Below are 17,216 nucleotides of genomic sequence, written 5' to 3'. Positions count from 1 at the left end.
CGAAGGGCAGGCGCGGAAAAAACGAAACGCCCGCGCGGCTGAGTAACTGTGAATCATCGTTGTTGAGGCAGTATTGACGCAGCATGGCCGAATGCAGGCACTTTGCGTATAAATCTCAAAAACCAGTTCGAGCGAGCAATTCCTTCTATGTCAGCAGTCCGGCAGCAGAACATCGACGCATGGGTGAAAACGCTCGGCAATGTCCGCATTCCAGTACCCCGGGACAGCCACCAGCGGGTGTGTACCGTTCTCAGCGATAGCCGCAGCTCCCTGCGCGACATTGCCGAATGCATGCAGAACAGCCCGGCGCTCGCCTTGAACGTAATCCGCGAGGCCAACCTGCAGGCCAGCGGCAGCCTGGTGGAGCCTGCGGAAAGCCTCGAAATCGCGCTTAACCGCCTCGGCCTTAAACGCACTGAAGAATTACTCACTCGCGTGCCCGCGCTGGATCCCGCAGATATTCCATTGCCGCTTCGCCAGTTGCAGCTGGTGAGCCAGCACGCCACCCAGCAAGCCAGCGGCTTCTTCGCCGCTCGGCTGGCCAGGCTGTGGCAGGAGATCCATTGGGGCAGCCTGCTGTTTCTTGCACCGCTGTGGCCCCTGGCAGTGACCGAGCCGAAGCTGTTCGAAGAGTGGGACCTGCGCGTGCTCCACAAGGGCGAAGACGCCGCCCGGGTGGAGCACGAGCTGTTTGGTGTACGTGTGCTCGACCTGTGCAAGGCGCTCGCCGACTACTGGGGCCTGCCTGCCTGGGTGCGCCAGGGTTATCGCACCCTTACCCAGGAACGCCGCTCATTGGCCAAGGCCATGCTGATCGCGCGCGAAGAGGACCCGCTGCGCCAGCAACATCAGCTGGATGCAAACCCCGAGCTGTACCGCTGGCTGAACCAGCCCGCCAATACGGTGCTGCTGGCCAATGGCCTGGCCCTGGCGTGCGAACAGGGGTGGGGCACCCCGCATGTGGCACGCTGGCAACAACTGCTTGCACTGTACACCCAGGCCCCTCTGGAGCAGACCCAACAGCAGTCCCATCTGCTCGCCGTACAAAGCGCCCGTACCCATGCAGCCGAAGGCGTTTGGCACCCCGCGGTCACCTTGGTATGGCCACCCGACGAACGCCGTGTGCACGCGGGCCTGCTGCCGGTCCCCGGCCCATCCCAGGAAGCGCTGGCACTCTGGCGGCAGCATTGCCAGACCCTGCTCGAGGAACCAAGCCCCTTCAACAACGCCATGCACCTGACCGGCGTTGCCATGCAGGCGCTGGAAGCCTGTGGCATGCGCCGCATTGCCCTGCTGATGGTGGACAAGGCACAAGCCAACCTGCGGGTTCATCAGGTGTTCGGCCTGCCCAAGGCGGCAGCCGATCTGAGCATGGTGCTTGCACATGCGCCGCTGTTGCAGCGATTGGTAGAGCGGCCGGGGCAGCTACGCCTCACGCCGGAAAACAATGCCTCGCTGTCTCGGCTGATCCCGGCCAGCCTGCGGGTGATGTTTCGTGGGGAGCATTTGCTGCTGCGCTCCATCAGCAGCCAAGACCGCGTGCTGATGCTGGTGCTTGCCGACCAGGGCGGCTTGCGCATGGCCGATACCAGTGTGCAAGCCTTTACCAAGACGGCCCAATGCATCGAGCGGGCGCTGACCGTGTTCAGTAACCGCAGCCGCTGAGGGTTGCGCTACAATCGTGGCCTTCTGTCAATTCTTGGGGACGCTTGCATGGCTGACTTCTCTGGTCTGGGGCTGGTGATCGAACCCGCCGACCTGGCGTCGCGGCTGAATGTGCCCGGGCTGGTGGTGGTCGATCTCACCAGCGCCGAACGCTATGCGGCCGGGCATATTCCTGGTGCACGGTTCGTGGCACCGGCGCGCACTCAATTGGGCAAGCCGCCTGCACCGGGCCTGTTGCCCTCCATCGACAGCCTCAACGCACTGTTCGCCGAGCTGGGCCACGGCCCCGACGTCACCTACGTGGTGTACGACGACGAAGGAGGTGGCTGGGCCGGCCGGTTCATCTGGCTGCTGGACGTGGTCGGCCACAGCCGTTATCACTACCTTAATGGTGGCCTGCTCGCGTGGCAGGCCGAGGGCCGCGAGCTGAGCACCGACGTACTCTTGCCCGCCCAAGGGCAGGTCAGCCTTACCCTCGACGAGGGGCCGACCGCAACGCTCGACTACCTGCGCAGCCGCCTGGGCGCGGCGGATCTCGCCATCTGGGACGCGCGCGGGCCGTTGGAGTATTCAGGGCAGAAAGTGGTTGCCGCGCGCGGAGGGCACATCCCCGGCGCGGTAAACTTCGAGTGGACCGCCGGCATGGACGCAACACGCGCCTTGCGTATGCGCCAGGACCTTGCGCAGGTTCTTGAACGCCTCGGCATCACACCGGACAAGGAAATCATCACGCACTGCCAGACCCACCATCGGTCCGGCTTCACCTATCTGGCCGCCAAGGCACTCGGTTATCCCCGGGTGAAAGCCTATGCCGGTTCCTGGGGCGAATGGGGCAACCACCCCGACACCCCTGTAGACGTTTAAGGGTTATCCATGAAAGATCGGTTGTTCATCCTTTCCCAGTACCTGCTGCCCCACCACCTGCTGTCGAGGCTGGCTGGCTGTGTGGCGGAATGCCGGGCGCGCTGGCTCAAGAACGCCTTCACCGGCTGGTTCGTTCGCCGCTTCAACGTGGACATGAGCGAAGCGCAGGTTGAAGACATTACCGCCTACGAGCACTTCAACGCCTTCTTCACCCGGGCCCTGAAGCCTGGCGCTCGCCCGCTGGACCCTACCCCCGGCGCCATCCTGTCCCCGGCCGACGGCGCCATCAGCCAGATGGGCCCCATCGAACATGGCCGGGTGTTCCAGGCCAAGGGGCACAGCTACAGCGTGCTCGAGCTGCTGGGCGGCGACCCCGCCCATGCGGCGCAATTCATGGGGGGCAGCTTCGCCACGGTCTACCTGTCGCCACGTGACTACCATCGGGTGCACATGCCCTTGGCCGGCACCCTGCGCGAAATGATCTACGTGCCGGGCCGGATCTTCTCGGTGAACCAAACCACCGCCGAAAACGTGCCCGAGCTGTTCGCCCGGAATGAACGCGTGGTGTGCCTGTTCGATACCGAGCGTGGGCCGATGGCGATGGTGCTGGTGGGCGCAATGATCGTGGCCTCCATCGAGACGGTGTGGGCGGGCCTGGTAACCCCGCCCAAGCGCGCACTCAAAAGCTGGCGTTACGACGAAGCGGCGCGCGGCCCCATTCATCTGGAAAAGGGCGAGGAAATGGGGCGCTTCAAGTTGGGTTCCACCGTGATCATGCTGTTCGGCCCGGATCAGGTCACCTGGGGCCACCACCTGGCAGCCGTGTCCCCTGTACGCATGGGCCAGGTACTAGGTATGCCGGCAGTGGCCCAATGATGTATTTTGCGGCGGGTGTGACGTAATCAGGATGCTGTTAAAGTCCGATAAACGACGGCCTGCCAACGGCCATGCGTTCCCGAGCCGAAGCCGCACACGCTTCGCACGATGATCAGGAATCACTGGATGCTTCGCCCCAGCCCCCATCTTTCGCTACGCGCGCCCACGCCCTCGCAGAACACGTTGACGTTCTGCGAGGCGAACCCGCGCGACCTCAAGCGATGGATATCCGAGCTGCCCAAGGCGAACATCGGCGAAACGGCGCGGCTGCTGTATCAGGGCCTCGCCGAGCTCAACCAGCTGGTGACCCCCAGCGAAAACCGTTTGCAGCTGCTGGAACTGCTGCGGCCCGAAGTGTATTACGTGTGCAAGCAGCTCGAACGGCACTTCCTCAACCAGGCCATCGTGCTGGATGAGCGCGCCCGCAAGGTCGCAAACCTCTGCCAGGCGCTGCAGAACCACCTCGCGGCCGGCTACAAGATCATTGTGGTACGCGTGGCCTCGGCCGGCCGTGAGCACTCCACGGCCCTGGCCATTTCCGTGCAGCGGGCGCTTCATTGCCTCTATGGCCCTCTGGTGCGTGCCGCGCTGCTGTATTGCCCGGTACCGGAGCGGCTTTGGCACGAGCTGCATCATCTCTACCTGGTAGCGTGCGAGCACAAGGTTCAACACACATCGGTAGCCGACGGCCTGGCCCATAACATCAAGGCGCTCACACCGGAACAAACCTACGTCGCCGCCCTGCTGCTGGGCAGCTCTCGCTGCAATCAGATGCGCCAGACCGCAATCATGCGCCTGGCCGAGATGCTCGAAAGCTGGAGCCAGTACGCGCGGGTGCAGCCGGCACTCGCCGCCAGCAGCCTGTTTGCCGTGGCGCCCGCCACCGACGGCCCGCCACGCTACAAGGCACTGTTCGGAGAGGCGGAGTTGAGCCAGTTGCTCGGGCTCGATACCGCGCTGCTCGCTCATCACATCAAGGAATACCTGGCGCTGCCGATCGAACAGCGCCCCCAGGCGCGCTTCGCGGTGCCACCCGGTTTCAGCACTGATGTACTGCAACACGTGGCGGCTGCCTGGGGGAACGTGGCCGAGCGCACGTTCCAGCGTACGCCCGGGGACGGAAACCTTACGGTGTGCATCGGCATGAGCGCCATGCACTATTACTTGGGCGGCGAGCGAACGTTCGGCGAGCAGCTCGGGTTGCCCGGCAGCACCACCTCGGCGCAGTTCAACGCCTTGGGGAAGCAAGGCGTGTGGGGCCCGGTAATGGAGGTTCCGGCGGTAGAGGAAATCGAATACGAACCCGAGCGCGTCGGCAATCAGGGGCAAGCGCCTGAGTTTCCCACCTACAGTTTGCAGATCGTGAACCACAGCCCTGGTGGTTACTGCCTGGCGTGGCGCAAGGAAGTACCCTCCCAGCTGCAGGCAGGCGAATTGGTGGGCATCCAGGATGCGCCCGCGCAAGGCTGGAGCGTGGCCGTGGTGCGGTGGATTCGCCAGGTGCGCGACGGTGGTACACAAATGGGTATCGAGCTCATCGCCCCGCACGCCCAGCCCTGTGGGCTGCAACTGGTACGCGGCGACGACCCCCACAGTGAGTACCTGCGTGGCCTGGTACTGCCGGAGATCCGCGCCATCGACATACCCGCCACCCTGCTTGCGCCGCGCCTGCCCTTCCAAGAAGGCCACAAGATCGTGCTTAACACCAATGGCGACGAAAACCGCGCCAGCCTGCTCAAGCGGCTTGCCAGTACCGGCAGCTTCAACCAGTTCGAGTACCGCTTCGCCGAACAGGTAGCCCAGCCCGCCGCCCGCCCGGCCAGCCCGGATGGCACAGGGCGCGACGATGAATTCGATTCGCTCTGGCGGGATTTGTAACGCCTCTCATGCGTGGCTAAACACCCTATCCCTCGTCGCCGGGAAAGTCGAAGAACTTGAACGGGCGGCAGGCTAAAAGTTGCCTGGCTTTTCCGAACTTCCCTATCGCAGTGCACAGCCTCACGGCCGAGCCTTAATTCGTCCCTACTAAAGTGTTTCTAACTTTTACGTTTAGCGTGGGCACAGTCTCCGCAAAAACCAGTATTTTCGGCGCTCGCACCGGCATGCTGTAGGAAAGTTGGAAATGTCACTGAATGATTCTATATAACCTCGAACATTTCATTGGTTGACGTTGCCTGCTCGGCGCGTATCTTCTTGCGAACCTGCCTGCCTGGCCTGCCGGTGTGTGTGCCATTAAGGTACTTAATGAGTTGGCGCGAAGGCGTTGGTATCTTGAAAACATCCAGTTGCATTTTTACCAGACGGAGAAGGGGCTGACTACAGAATGGATAACTATCCCCGTTGTACGGTCGCCAATCCGCGCGGCGCGCTTCGGCAGAACGGACTGCTGGGTACCGGCGAACCATTATGGCCGGCGAATATCGCCAACAGAATGTTCGCCAACGCACCCAATATGAGTGAGCTCTACGCAACCAGCGACTACAACGCAGCCGTTTTCATTATTCATCAGCTGAAATCCGAAGAGCCCATGTCAGCGAGGGAGGTGGAAGAATCAGTGAGCCTGCTGCAGCGGCTGCTCAGGCAAATGTCAGCCGCAGCTGATATAAGCCTGGAAGAACTCCAACGGGTTCAGCAGATGGCGGAGAGCATTAAGGGGATTGGTCCACTTCTATTTTCACCAGCAAACATTGCAGGAACAGTAGTAAACCTCTCCAACATGTCGCTCGCTTTGGCACAAAACAAAACCGTGTCCGATTTGCTTGACTTGCCGCCCGACCAGAAGGCTCGGCTCAAGAACTGGGTAGATATGCGAGGCAAGGCAGGCGCCAGGTCCGCAAAGAAGATCAGCAAGGGGAAGATAAAACTGGTGTGGCTACGGGGCGCACTGCATTTTCAAATCCCTGCAACGGCGCAATCCGTGTACTACACCCATCGACATCGAGTGCCGGGAGTTGTAAACGTTCCGGTGTACGGCGCCAAGCGGGGCTTGAGCAGGCGGGCCTGGGTTGCTGCAGATGGAGCGAGAGGGTTATTGAAATACACCACAAGCGGTACGGCGGGCGTGGTGTTAGCAGTGGGGCCGCAGGCGTATCTGGATTATAAAAGCTCGGCAACACTTGATGAGTTTTATAGAAAGTCAGCTTACAGCCAGCCGGCCAATATTGCTGCCGTAGCGGCAGGGATAGCGGCAGGCGGAGCTATCGCAGTAGGTGCGGCCGCAGCTGGCTTCGGACTAGCTCTTATACTAGTGATTGCGGGGACCGCTTTAGTAAGTGGAGGCACACTCTACGCGATAGGAGAGCTAGGACTTGATAAGAAATTCGGCGACCTCCTGATGGATTGATAGCTCATGCCAGACGCACTAAATTTGAAGATAATTTGTCGAAAGATATTTATAGGTATTTCGGTAATTTTATTGATAGCCCCTTGGGGCAATCCGTTCTATTGGACTTTATGGATCATGGTCACCGGACTAAACTTCGCCTGGACACTACACCTTATCTATCGCAACGAAAACTATACAACGTACATGCTTACGTTGTTAGGATGCATATTATTCATCCCAACTTATCTTTCTACCCTCGCGCTTTACATCGGACAAAAAGAAAGCGCCGCCGCGCCCGAAACAATGTATCTTTCAATGATGGCACCATACTTAATTACTGCTATTGCAACGACATGGTTTGCAATGAAGCGCACAACCTCATCTCCATTTTACTGTGATGATGGAAAAGCTCTTATATTCGATTACGCGGAACCGCCAAGCACTATGAACCAAATCCTGTCAGTTGTGGCTTTCACTGCAGGCGCAACGGCCATTGAGAATATCGGGGGCGCCACCGCCTGGCTACTAATGTCCGGGGTAATGTTGGTGTGTACGCTTTACTTTATTTATCAGGGCCGCCATTTCATCGCAGGCCTTCGCGACTTGATAAAAGAAGAGCGAAGCTCCTCGATGCGATATACGTTCTTTCAAATAGAAGAAATACGAGAAGCACGGCGCCGCTGGTGGATAAGCCGTTTCGCACGCTGGCTTGAAAATCTCCTCAAGTCCCCGCCATCGTCATAGGTCGGAAACCATCGGCCAGCCATCAGGCACTCCATTTCATAACCTGCATTCAAAAAACCAAGGGGTATAAATGCCAAACTCTCTCCTACCGTTCTTCACATCCCAAGAAAACAGGCTGTTCAAGCTAAAGACAGGGCTAAAGTTACACGCCGAGTTGATGATCGCCTCATTCAGCGGCGGAGAAGGGTTATCGGAAGATTTTGGATTCAAGCTGGACTTGATATCCCCCAACCGAAAAATAAAGTTGAAGTCGGTACTGGGACAGCCTGTAACAATTGAGATTTCGCTCGACCAAAACGGAACCCGGTATATAAACGGCATCATCACCGGCTTTGGCAAGCGCAGCACCGGCGACAGCACTTGCCATTACACAGCACTAATGGGTTCCTGGCTAAGCCTGCTGGAGCAACGCCATAACTCCCGGATCTTCCAGGACAAGACAGTCGTCGATGTCATCACCGAGATCTTCCAGGAATATCAGGGGCTGGCCAATTACAGATTCAAGATCACTGCCCCACTTCAGCCGCGCAGCTATATCACTCAATACCGGGAAAGTGACTATCACTTCGTATTACGCCTGCTTGAATCCGAAGGGTTCTTATTCTACTTCGAGCATGATCCCGATAGCCATACCTTGGTTATCCTGGACGACTCCAGCAGGCTTACATCCTTGCCGGAACAGCCTGTGGTTCCTTTTGACATGGACTCAAGGGCTTCCCGGCTGGACTCCATCATCGAATGGAACGCTGCGCGGGCACTGCACTCAGGATCGATGACCACCCAGACGTTTGACTACCGGCAGCCGAGAAATCGCCTTCCTGTCTATATGAAGACGGTAACTGAGCAAGGCGAGGCGCCGACCTTTGAATTGTATGACTATATGGGCCATTACACCCATAAAGACTATAACGAGGGGGAAGCATTGGTTCGTAGGAGGATCGAACTGCTGGAACTTGGCGGCAAAGCGTTCGAAGGAAGGGGCGACTGCCGCGCATTGCGACCCGGCTACACGTTCGAATTGAGCGGCCATTACGAGCACGACCTAGGCTCCCAGGAAGATCGCACTTTCTTGCCCATGAGCATCAAGCATACCGGAGTCAATAACCACCTCAACGAGGTAGAAGCGCAATATTTCAATACGTTCGAATGCGTACGATCAAAAATACCTTTTCGTCCTGCTCTGAACACATTACGGCCGACAATCAACGGACCTCAGACGGCGATAATTGTCGGCCCCAAGGGCGAGGAGATTTATACCGATGAGCTCGGCAGGGTAAAGATCCAGTTCCACTGGGACCGATACGGCCGTAATGATGACATGAGCTCATGTTGGGTGCGTGTAGCTCAGCCAGCAGCCAGTGGTGGCTTTGGCCATATAAGTATCCCCCGCGTAGGTGATGAAGTGGTGGTCGAGTTTCTGGATGGAGATCCGGATCGCCCGTTGATAACCGGTAGTTTGTACAACAGCGTGAATCTTCCACCATGGCAGCTCCCTGCCGACAAGGCCAAGAGCGGGTTCATGACCCGATCGCTCAAGGGCAGCGGGTCGAATGCCAGTTTTCTCAGTTTTGATGATCGTGAAGGGGCTGAGCGAATCTGCCTTCATGCCGAGCGCGATCTGGTTACCGAAGTTGAGGCAAACGAGCATCATCGGGTCGCTGGGAACCGTCGTATCGAGGTGGATGGCAGTCATTCCGAGACAGTGAAACGGGATATCGCCGTTTCCGCGCTCGAAGGGACGTATAGCGTAACGGCCGAGAATGGAGCGGTTACGATCTCAGCGGCCACATCCATTACCTTGGAGGTAGGCAGTAGCAGGCTTAGGATGCATGAGAATGGCATGATCGACCTCTCCGGCATTCTCGTTTACATAAACGGCTCCACTGCCGTGCATCTCAACAAATAGGCTGATCACCGCGCGCGTCACATGCTTAAGAGCGGCGATGAGTGGGATCGTCGCGCCTTGCGAGGGACATATCGGGCCTGACGCCCAGCGGCGCAATCAAACACCTAATCGATTCAGCCATCGTTAAGCCAGCATTCCCGCGCCGCTTGCGGTACAGCCAAGGCGGGGCCTAAGCTTGTTCACCCAAGAGAAGAGTTCCCCGTCACGCTGGCATCGGCCAGCGCCGTGGTTTCGCCGAGGTTTCATACCCATGTTTGATGTCGTATCTTCGAGCAAATGGCCAGCCGGCTACATGATCAACCCCAACGTCGAGCCCCTTGATCCCAAGTGGCTGACCGAATTCAGCAAGATCCCCGCCGCCGCCGTCAGTGACTGCCTTGGCCGCAACGTAGGGGGGCTGGGCCTCAAGGCGTTCCACGGCAACAAGCCCATGCTGGGCAGCGCGCTGACCGTGCGGGTTCGCCCCGGCGATAACCTGATGATCCTCAAGGCCATGCAGATGGCCCGCCCCGGCGACGTACTGGTGATCGACGGCAGCGCCGACCTCACCCGCGCGGTATTCGGCGGCATCATGCGCGCCATGGCACTGAAAGCCGGCATCGCCGGTGTGGTCATCAACGGCGCACTGCGTGACGTGGATGAGTGGCAAACCGGCGAGCTGCCGGTGTATGCGATCGGTGCCGTGCACCGTGGCCCGAGCACAGACGGCGGCGGCGAAATCAACGTGCCGATTTCCTGCGCAGGCATGCTGGTAATGCCGGGAGACCTGATGATCGGTGACGGTGACGGCGTGGTGGCCGCGGCGCGCGCCGAGTTGCCCGAACTGGTGCAGCGCTGCAACGACCTGCTGGCCCGTGAGCGCGCCACCCTCGAAGGCATTGCCAACGGCACCCTCGACCCCAAGCGGTTCGATGCCATCCTGCGAGCCAAGGGTTGCCCCATCTGAGCGGCCCGGCCTTCGCCCTCACCGCAACGCTGCGCGAACGCTTCAAGGCGCTGCGTACGTCGGCACAGGCGTATTCATTGCGCCATGTGCGGCAGGCGGATCATTACCTTTGCGTGAGGCGCGGCGTGGCAGAGCCACCCCGGCTCACGCTCGATGAAGGCGCCATGCTGGTCGCCCGCGTAGGCGGCAGCGAAGCCTATGCGGCCACTAGTGATCTCTCCCAAGCTGGCCTGCAGTCTGCACTGGAGCGTGCCGAAGCCCTTGCCCGCCAGCTCGCGGGTTTGGGCCTCGTCGATCTGGCGCCGCTGAGGATGGCCGATGGCCAACACGATTACCTTGCGCCCGGAGTAGAGCGGCCATTTGCTTCCATCAAGGACTGCCTGGCGCTGCTCCAGGCCGAGGCCAGCCAGGTGCCGAACGATTCCCGCTTCGCCAACTGGGAAACCAGCCTGGGAGTGAGCGAGGTCGAGCAGCTGTATTTCAACAGCGCCGGCGCTGAGCTGCGCCAGGCGTTTCGCTTTGTGTATCCGGGTGTCAGCGTTACAGCGGCAAACGAGGATGACAGCCAGACCCGTACCCTCGGCCGGGAGAACTTCGGCCAGCAGGGCGGGCTAGACGTATTGCAGCGCCTGGGCCTGGGCGGCAGTGCTGCCCGCGTCGCCGATGAAGCCCTCCGATTGCTGCTGGCGCCCAATACGCCTGAAGGGCCGCGCGACCTGCTGTTGATGCCGGACCAGATGGCACTTCAGATTCACGAATCGATCGGCCATCCATTGGAACTGGACCGCATTCTTGGCGATGAGCGTAACTATGCCGGCACCAGTTTCGTAAAGCAGGAAGACTTCGGCAGCCTGCGTTATGGCTCGCCCCTGCTGAATGTTACTTTCGATCCCGAGCGGCCCGAGCAACTGGCCAGCTACGCCTTCGACGATGACGGTACGCGCGCGTCCAAGGTATGGCTGATCCAGGGCGGGATCTTGTTGCGCCCACTGGGCAGCCCACTGTCTTCAATACGCAGCGGCCTGGCCGGGCTGGCCAACAGCAGGGCTTCAAGCTGGAACCGCGCGCCGATCGACCGCATGGCCAACATCAATATCGAACCGGGCGAGCAATCGCTCGAGGCACTGATCGGTTCGGTCGAGCACGGCATTCTGATGCGAACCAACCGGTCGTGGTCCATCGATGACGCTCGCAACAAGTTTCAGTTTGGCTGCCAATGGGGCCAGTTGATTGAAAATGGACGTTTGGGCGCGGTAGTGAAAAACCCCAATTACCGCGGCATTTCGTCCAGTTTCTGGAGAAGCCTCAAAGGCGTGGGCGACCGGGGCACGCTGGAAGTGTTGGGCACACCCAACTGCGGCAAAGGCGAGCCTAATCAGGTGGTGCGCGTGGGCCATGCTTCCCCCGCCTGCCTGTTCTCGGCTATCGACGTATTTGGTGGGCGGGAATGATTGCAGTCGAGCGTTTCGAGCAACTGGCACAGGCCGCTCTCGGCAGCCTGCGCGATGGCGAGAACCTCAGCCTTTCGCTGGAGGCGGAGGCTTCGGAGTTCGTTCGCTTCAACCAGGCACGTGTTCGCCAGGCCGGTCAGGTACGGCAGGCCAGGCTCAACCTGGTACTGGACGACGGCACTCGCCAGGCGAGCGTTCAGCTCACGTTGGCGGGCACCGCACACGACACCGGCAACGTATTGGGCGCTATCGAACAGCTCCGTCAATTGCTGCCACTGTTGCCCACCGACCCATGGCTGGCGAGCAACACAGCCGTATGGAAGGTGCGCAAGGTACCCGAAAGCGCTGCCGAAGTGGATACCGCCCAGGTAGTCGAGCATATCTGCACCGAAGCCGCGGGCCTGGACCTGGTGGGCATTCTTGCCAGCGGCCCGATCTATCGAGGCTTTGCCAACAGTGCTGGCGCCTTTGGCTGGCACCAGGCCGACAGCCTGCATGTGGACTGGAGCCTGTTTCATCGCAATGGCCAGGCAGTGAAAGCCGGCCTTGCCGCGCCGGGCTGGCACCCGGAGGCTTTCGATCAACAATTGGCATTAGCACGCGAACAGCTGGGCTACCTGGGCTTGCCGGCGGTCAGCGTGAACCCCGGCGACCATCGTGCGTATCTAGCGCCCGCCGCCCTGGATGAATTGCTCGGCATGCTGGCCTGGGGTGGCTTTTCCGCACAGACACTGGAAAGCCAGGCCAGCCCGTTGCAAAAGCTGTACAGCGGCCAGGCTGCACTGAGCGCTGCTATAAACCTGAACGAGCGGATAACCGGTTCGCTCAGCCCCGCGTTCAGTTCCGAAGGCCGCCCTCGGCATGACCTTTCGCTGATCACCAACGGGGTGGCGGGCGAGCGGCTCGTCAGCAGCCGCAGCGCCATCGAATACGGCTTGCCGTGTAACGGCGCGGACCCAGGCGAAGGCCCGGTCGCCCTCGACCTCGCGCCCGGTGAACTGCCCTTGAACGAGGTGCCACAGGCTCTGGACCAAGGGCTATACGTTAATAACCTGTGGTACCTGAATTATTCAGACATGCCCGCAGCGCGCCTTACCGGGCTTACCCGCTTTGCGACTTTCTGGGTCGAGAACGGTCAGATCGTAGGCCCCGTAGACACCATGCGCTTCGATGACAGCGTCTACGATCTTCTGGGCAGCCAGCTTCTGGCGCTTACCCGGGAGCGCGAGCTGATCGTTTCGACCAACACCTATGAACAACGCCACACCGCCTCGAGCCGCTTGCCCGGCGCACTGGTCAACCGCCTTCGGTTGACGCTCTGAGGGCCCGCGAGCGAGGCGGCCTGTTACTGAAGAGGTGATATGCCTACCCACGCCACGCTCGACCCCGCCACCGCCCGCTGGATCCCTTGGGTGGTGGCCATCGCCTTCTTCATGCAATCGCTCGACGGCACCATTCTCAATACCGCCCTCCCCGCCATGGCACGCGACCTGGCTGAAGACCCGCTGCGGATGCAGTCGGTGGTCATTGCCTACATGCTTACAGTTGCACTGTTGATACCCGCTTCGGGCTGGGTGGCTGACCGCTTCGGCATCAAGCGCGTGTTCATGAGCGCCATCGCCCTGTTCACCTTCGGTTCGCTGCTGTGCGCGGTGTCTGCCACGCTACCGATGCTCGTCGGCGCCCGTATCCTTCAAGGCTTGGGCGGCGCGTTGCTGCTCCCGGTAGGCCGGCTGGTGGTACTGCGGGCCTATCCGCGGTCGGAGCTGGTGCGCATTCTGAGCTTCATCACCGTGCCCGGGCTGCTGGGCCCGCTGATCGGCCCTACCATGGGCGGCTGGATGGTGGAGTACCTCACCTGGCACTGGATCTTCCTCATCAACCTGCCGGTGGGCATTCTCGGCTGCGTTGCGGTACGGAAGTTGCTGCCAGAGCTTCCCGGCGGCGAGCGAACCCGGTTCGACGGGTTGGGCTTCGCGCTATTCGGCGCCGCCATGGTGCTGATCACCATTGCCATGGAGGGCCTGGGCGAACTCCACCTGCCCCACCTTCGCGTGGTGCTGCTGCTGTTCGCCGGCATGGCGTGCCTGGCCGCTTACTGGCTGCGCGCCGTTCACACCGAAGCGCCCTTGTTCGCCGCCAGCCTGTTCCGTACGCGCAGCTTCGCGGTGGGCATCCTGGGCAACCTCTTCGCGCGGCTGGGCTCCGGGGCGCTGCCGTTCCTGGTGCCGCTGCTGCTGCAAGTGGGCATGGGTTACTCACCCTCGCTGGCGGGCATGAGCATGATCCCCCTCGCAGCCGCCGCCATGGTGGCCAAGTCGCTGGCGCGGCCATTGATCGAGCGGTTTGGCTACCGCACGTTGCTCACCGCCAACACCGTTGCCCTCGGGATCTTGCTGGCAAGCCTTGGGCTGGTCACGGCCGATACGCCTTATCCCCTGTTGCTGGCGCTTCTGGGCGTACTGGGCGCGATCAACTCCATGCAGTTCACCGCCATGAACACGGTGACGCTCATCGACCTTGGCGATCAGGAAGCCAGCAGCGGCAACAGCCTGTTGTCGGTAGTGGCGCAGCTTTCCATGAGCCTTGGCGTGGCGTGTGCCGGCGCCCTGCTGGGCGGGTTCGAATCAGCGATCGGCAAGGACGGTGTAGAGGATGTGCTGAGTGCCTTCCATCTGACCTTCTTCACCATTGGCTTGATGGCGATGTTTGCGGCCACCATCTTCGTTCAGCTGTCACCAGAGGTCGGCCGCCGCGCTGTTCGTCCGCCTCCCGGCCCAGACGCATAGGGAGATCGGCCGCGGGCTGCTAAACTGCGCAACATTTTTTTTGCAGGACCGCTTCCGTGACCGCAACCGCCTTCGAAACCCTGCCGCTGTCGCCAGCGATGCTCGCCAACCTTGCATCGCTGGGCTACACGCAGATGACACCGATCCAGGCGCAAAGCCTGCCGGCCATCCTCGAGGGCGCCGACCTGATTGCCCAGGCCAGCACCGGCAGCGGCAAGACCGCGGCGTTCGGCATCGGCCTGCTCAACCCGATCAACCCGCGGTACTTCGGCTGCCAGGCGCTGGTGCTCTGCCCTACCCGGGAACTGGCCGATCAGGTGGCCAAGGAAATCCGCCGGCTGGCGCGCTCCGAAGACAACATCAAGGTGCTTACCCTGTGCGGCGGCGTGCCGTTCGGCCCGCAGGTAGGCTCGCTGGAACACGGCGCGCACATCATCGTGGGCACCCCCGGCCGCGTGCAGCAGCATCTGGACAAGGGCACCCTGGTGCTCAGCGGGCTGAACACCCTGGTGCTCGACGAAGCGGACCGCATGCTGGACATGGGCTTTGTGGACGCCATCGCCGCGATCATCGAGCAAACCCCGAGCCGTCGCCAGACACTGCTGTTCTCGGCCACCTACCCCAAGGGCATCGAGGCGCTGGCCGCACGATTCATGCGCACCCCGCGCACGGTCAAGGTGGCGGCGCTGCATGACGACCGCAAGATCGAACAACGCTTTTACGAAGTTGACGCCGAACAGCGCCTCAATGCCGTACTCAAGGTGCTGGGGCATTTCCGGCCGCAGTCCTGCGTGGCGTTCTGCTTCACCCGCCAGCAATGCCAGGAAGTGACCGACCTGTTGACCAGCAAAGGCATCAGCGCCAGCGCCTTGCACGGTGACATGGAGCAGCGCGATCGCGATCAGGTGCTGGCCTTGTTCGCCAACCGTTCCACTAGCGTGATGGTTGCCACCGACGTTGCCGCCCGCGGGATCGACATCGAGGGGCTGGACCTGGTGATCAACGTTGAGCTGGCACGGGACCCGGAAATTCACATCCACCGCATCGGCCGCACCGGGCGCGCCGGAGAGAGCGGTGTGGCGGTAAGCCTGGTTGCCCCGGCCGAAGCCCACCGCGCGCAAGCCATCGAAGCGTTGCAAAAGGCCCAGGTGAACTGGCGCCCGTTGGAAGAACTGCAAAACCGCGGCGACGGCCCCCTGGTGCCGCCGATGGCGACCTTGTGCATCGCCGGTGGGCGCAAGGACAAGGTGCGCCCTGGCGATATCCTTGGCGCGCTCACGGGCGACGCGGGCATCCCCGGCACCCAGGTGGGTAAGATCGCCATCTTCGATTACCAGGCCTTCGTTGCCGTTGAGCGTGGGGTTGCCAAGCAGGCCCTGGATCGCCTCAACAAAGGCAAGATCAAAGGCCGTTCGCTGCGGGTGCGCCTGTTGTGAAGTTGGATGTCATCGTTATCGGGGCTGGCGCCGCCGGCCTGATGTGTGCCGCCACCGCCGCGGAGCGTGGGCGCAAGGTGCTGGTAATCGACCATGCGAACAAGGCGGGCAAGAAGATTCTCATGTCTGGCGGTGGGCGCTGCAATTTCACCAACATGTACACCGAGCCTGCCAACTTCCTTTCACAGAACCCGCACTTCTGCAAATCCGCGCTGGCGCGGTATACCCAGTGGGACTTCATTGGCCTGGTGGCCGGCTACGGCGTGCCCTACCACGAAAAGAAACTTGGGCAGCTGTTCTGTGACAACAAGGCCAGCGACATCCTGAGCCTGTTGCTGGCTGAATGCGAACGTACCGGCGCCGAGGTTCGGCTCGATACCAGCGTGCAAGAGGTGGCGGCGGTCGAGGGCGGGTATCGCTTGCTGACCAGCGGCGGGCCGCTTACCTGTGCCTCCCTGGTGATTGCCACCGGTGGCCTGTCTATTCCCACCCTGGGTGCGACAGGCTTCGGCTACCAGTTGGCGCGCCAGTTCGGCCATCAGGTGTTGCCAACCCGCGCCGGGCTGGTGCCCTTCACCATTACCGACCAGCTCAAAGCCATGTGCACCGAGCTGTCGGGCACATCGGTGGACTGCATCGCCAGCTGCAACGGCCAGAGCTTTCGGGAGAACCTGCTGTTCACGCACCGTGGCCTCAGTGGCCCGGCGATCCTGCAGGTGTCATCGTTCTGGGCCCCGGGTGATGTGGTGTCAATCAACCTGCTGCCAGATCACGACGCCATGGCGTGGCTGGAATCGGCCCAGGCCGAGCGGCCGAATGCGGAACTTCGCACCGTGCTTGGCGACCTGTTCACCCGCAAGATGGCCCAATTGCTGTGCGAGCAATGGTTCGAATCCCGCCCGATGAAGCAATACACACCGGCGCAATTGCAAGCGATTGCCAGCCAGCTGGGCGATTGGCAACTGGTGCCCGCTGGCACCGAAGGCTACCGCACCGCCGAAGTCACCCTCGGCGGCGTGGACACCCGCGAAGTGTCCTCCAAAACCATGGAATCACTGAAAAGCCCGGGGCTGTATTTCATCGGGGAGGTATTGGACGTGACCGGGCACCTGGGTGGGTTCAACTTCCAATGGGCCTGGGCGTCGGGGCATGCGGCTGGGGAAGTGTGCTGAGCCGCTATTGAGGTGGCCATTCGCGGGCTCCGCCGGAAGGGC

At 61.2% G+C, this 17,216-nt stretch carries 13 protein-coding genes; all 13 read left to right on the top strand.

What is annotated here, in order from left to right:
• Positions 1-147 precede the first annotated feature (147 nt).
• The 13 genes from LG385_RS22780 to LG385_RS22720 all read left to right on the top strand — a co-directional run bounded on the left by LG385_RS22780 (position 148) and on the right by LG385_RS22720 (position 17,174).
• Positions 148-1,665, top strand: coding sequence for an HDOD domain-containing protein (locus tag LG385_RS22780; protein ID WP_225776017.1), 1,518 nt, complete (start codon positions 148-150; stop codon positions 1,663-1,665).
• A gap of 48 nt (positions 1,666-1,713) precedes the next feature.
• Positions 1,714-2,529, top strand: a complete 816-nt coding sequence (locus tag LG385_RS22775) for a rhodanese-like domain-containing protein (protein ID WP_225776016.1) — start codon at positions 1,714-1,716, stop codon at positions 2,527-2,529.
• A gap of 9 nt (positions 2,530-2,538) precedes the next feature.
• Positions 2,539-3,405 carry an archaetidylserine decarboxylase gene (gene asd / locus LG385_RS22770; RefSeq protein WP_225776015.1) on the top strand — a complete coding sequence of 289 codons (867 nt, stop codon included), beginning with the start codon at positions 2,539-2,541 and terminating at the stop codon, positions 3,403-3,405.
• 126 nt (positions 3,406-3,531) lie between these two features.
• Complete coding sequence (locus tag LG385_RS22765; RefSeq protein ID WP_225776014.1) at positions 3,532-5,283, top strand: molecular chaperone; 1,752 nt, start codon at positions 3,532-3,534, stop codon at positions 5,281-5,283.
• Between the two features lie 445 nt (positions 5,284-5,728).
• Positions 5,729-6,748 (top strand): hypothetical protein, encoded by a 1,020-nt coding sequence (locus LG385_RS22760; RefSeq protein ID WP_225776013.1) that lies wholly within the window; start codon positions 5,729-5,731, stop codon positions 6,746-6,748.
• A gap of 6 nt (positions 6,749-6,754) precedes the next feature.
• Entirely contained in the window at positions 6,755-7,474 is a 720-nt protein-coding gene (locus LG385_RS22755; RefSeq protein ID WP_225776012.1) for a hypothetical protein, read from the top strand.
• 70 nt (positions 7,475-7,544) lie between these two features.
• Positions 7,545-9,380 (top strand): type VI secretion system Vgr family protein, encoded by a 1,836-nt coding sequence (locus LG385_RS22750; protein ID WP_225776011.1) that lies wholly within the window; start codon positions 7,545-7,547, stop codon positions 9,378-9,380.
• 250 nt (positions 9,381-9,630) lie between these two features.
• Positions 9,631-10,326 carry an RraA family protein gene (locus LG385_RS22745; protein WP_181110862.1) on the top strand — a complete coding sequence of 232 codons (696 nt, stop codon included), beginning with the start codon at positions 9,631-9,633 and terminating at the stop codon, positions 10,324-10,326.
• Positions 10,323-11,777, top strand: a complete 1,455-nt coding sequence (locus LG385_RS22740) for a TldD/PmbA family protein (protein WP_225776305.1) — start codon at positions 10,323-10,325, stop codon at positions 11,775-11,777. The genes LG385_RS22745 and LG385_RS22740 overlap by 4 nt, the downstream gene beginning before the upstream one ends.
• Positions 11,774-13,099: a metallopeptidase TldD-related protein gene (locus LG385_RS22735; RefSeq protein ID WP_225776010.1), complete on the top strand. Its 1,326-nt coding sequence runs from the start codon at positions 11,774-11,776 to the stop codon at positions 13,097-13,099. The genes LG385_RS22740 and LG385_RS22735 overlap by 4 nt, the downstream gene beginning before the upstream one ends.
• 39 nt (positions 13,100-13,138) lie before the next feature.
• On the top strand, positions 13,139-14,566 hold the full coding sequence (mdtD, locus tag LG385_RS22730) for a multidrug transporter subunit MdtD (protein ID WP_181110864.1): 1,428 nt from the start codon (positions 13,139-13,141) through the stop codon (positions 14,564-14,566).
• Between the two features lie 56 nt (positions 14,567-14,622).
• On the top strand, positions 14,623-16,002 hold the full coding sequence (gene dbpA, locus LG385_RS22725; protein WP_225776009.1) for an ATP-dependent RNA helicase DbpA: 1,380 nt from the start codon (positions 14,623-14,625) through the stop codon (positions 16,000-16,002).
• Positions 15,999-17,174: an NAD(P)/FAD-dependent oxidoreductase gene (locus LG385_RS22720; protein ID WP_263974731.1), complete on the top strand. Its 1,176-nt coding sequence runs from the start codon at positions 15,999-16,001 to the stop codon at positions 17,172-17,174. Before dbpA ends, LG385_RS22720 begins: the two co-directional genes overlap by 4 nt.
• Positions 17,175-17,216 lie beyond the last annotated feature (42 nt).

Origin of the sequence: Pseudomonas sp. Marseille-Q5115 (assembly GCF_916618905.1) — a bacterium.
Classification (GTDB): domain Bacteria; phylum Pseudomonadota; class Gammaproteobacteria; order Pseudomonadales; family Pseudomonadaceae; genus Aquipseudomonas; species Aquipseudomonas japonica_A.
Note: the sequence above shows the minus strand (reverse complement) of the source record. Positions and strands in the feature narration are given on the sequence as shown.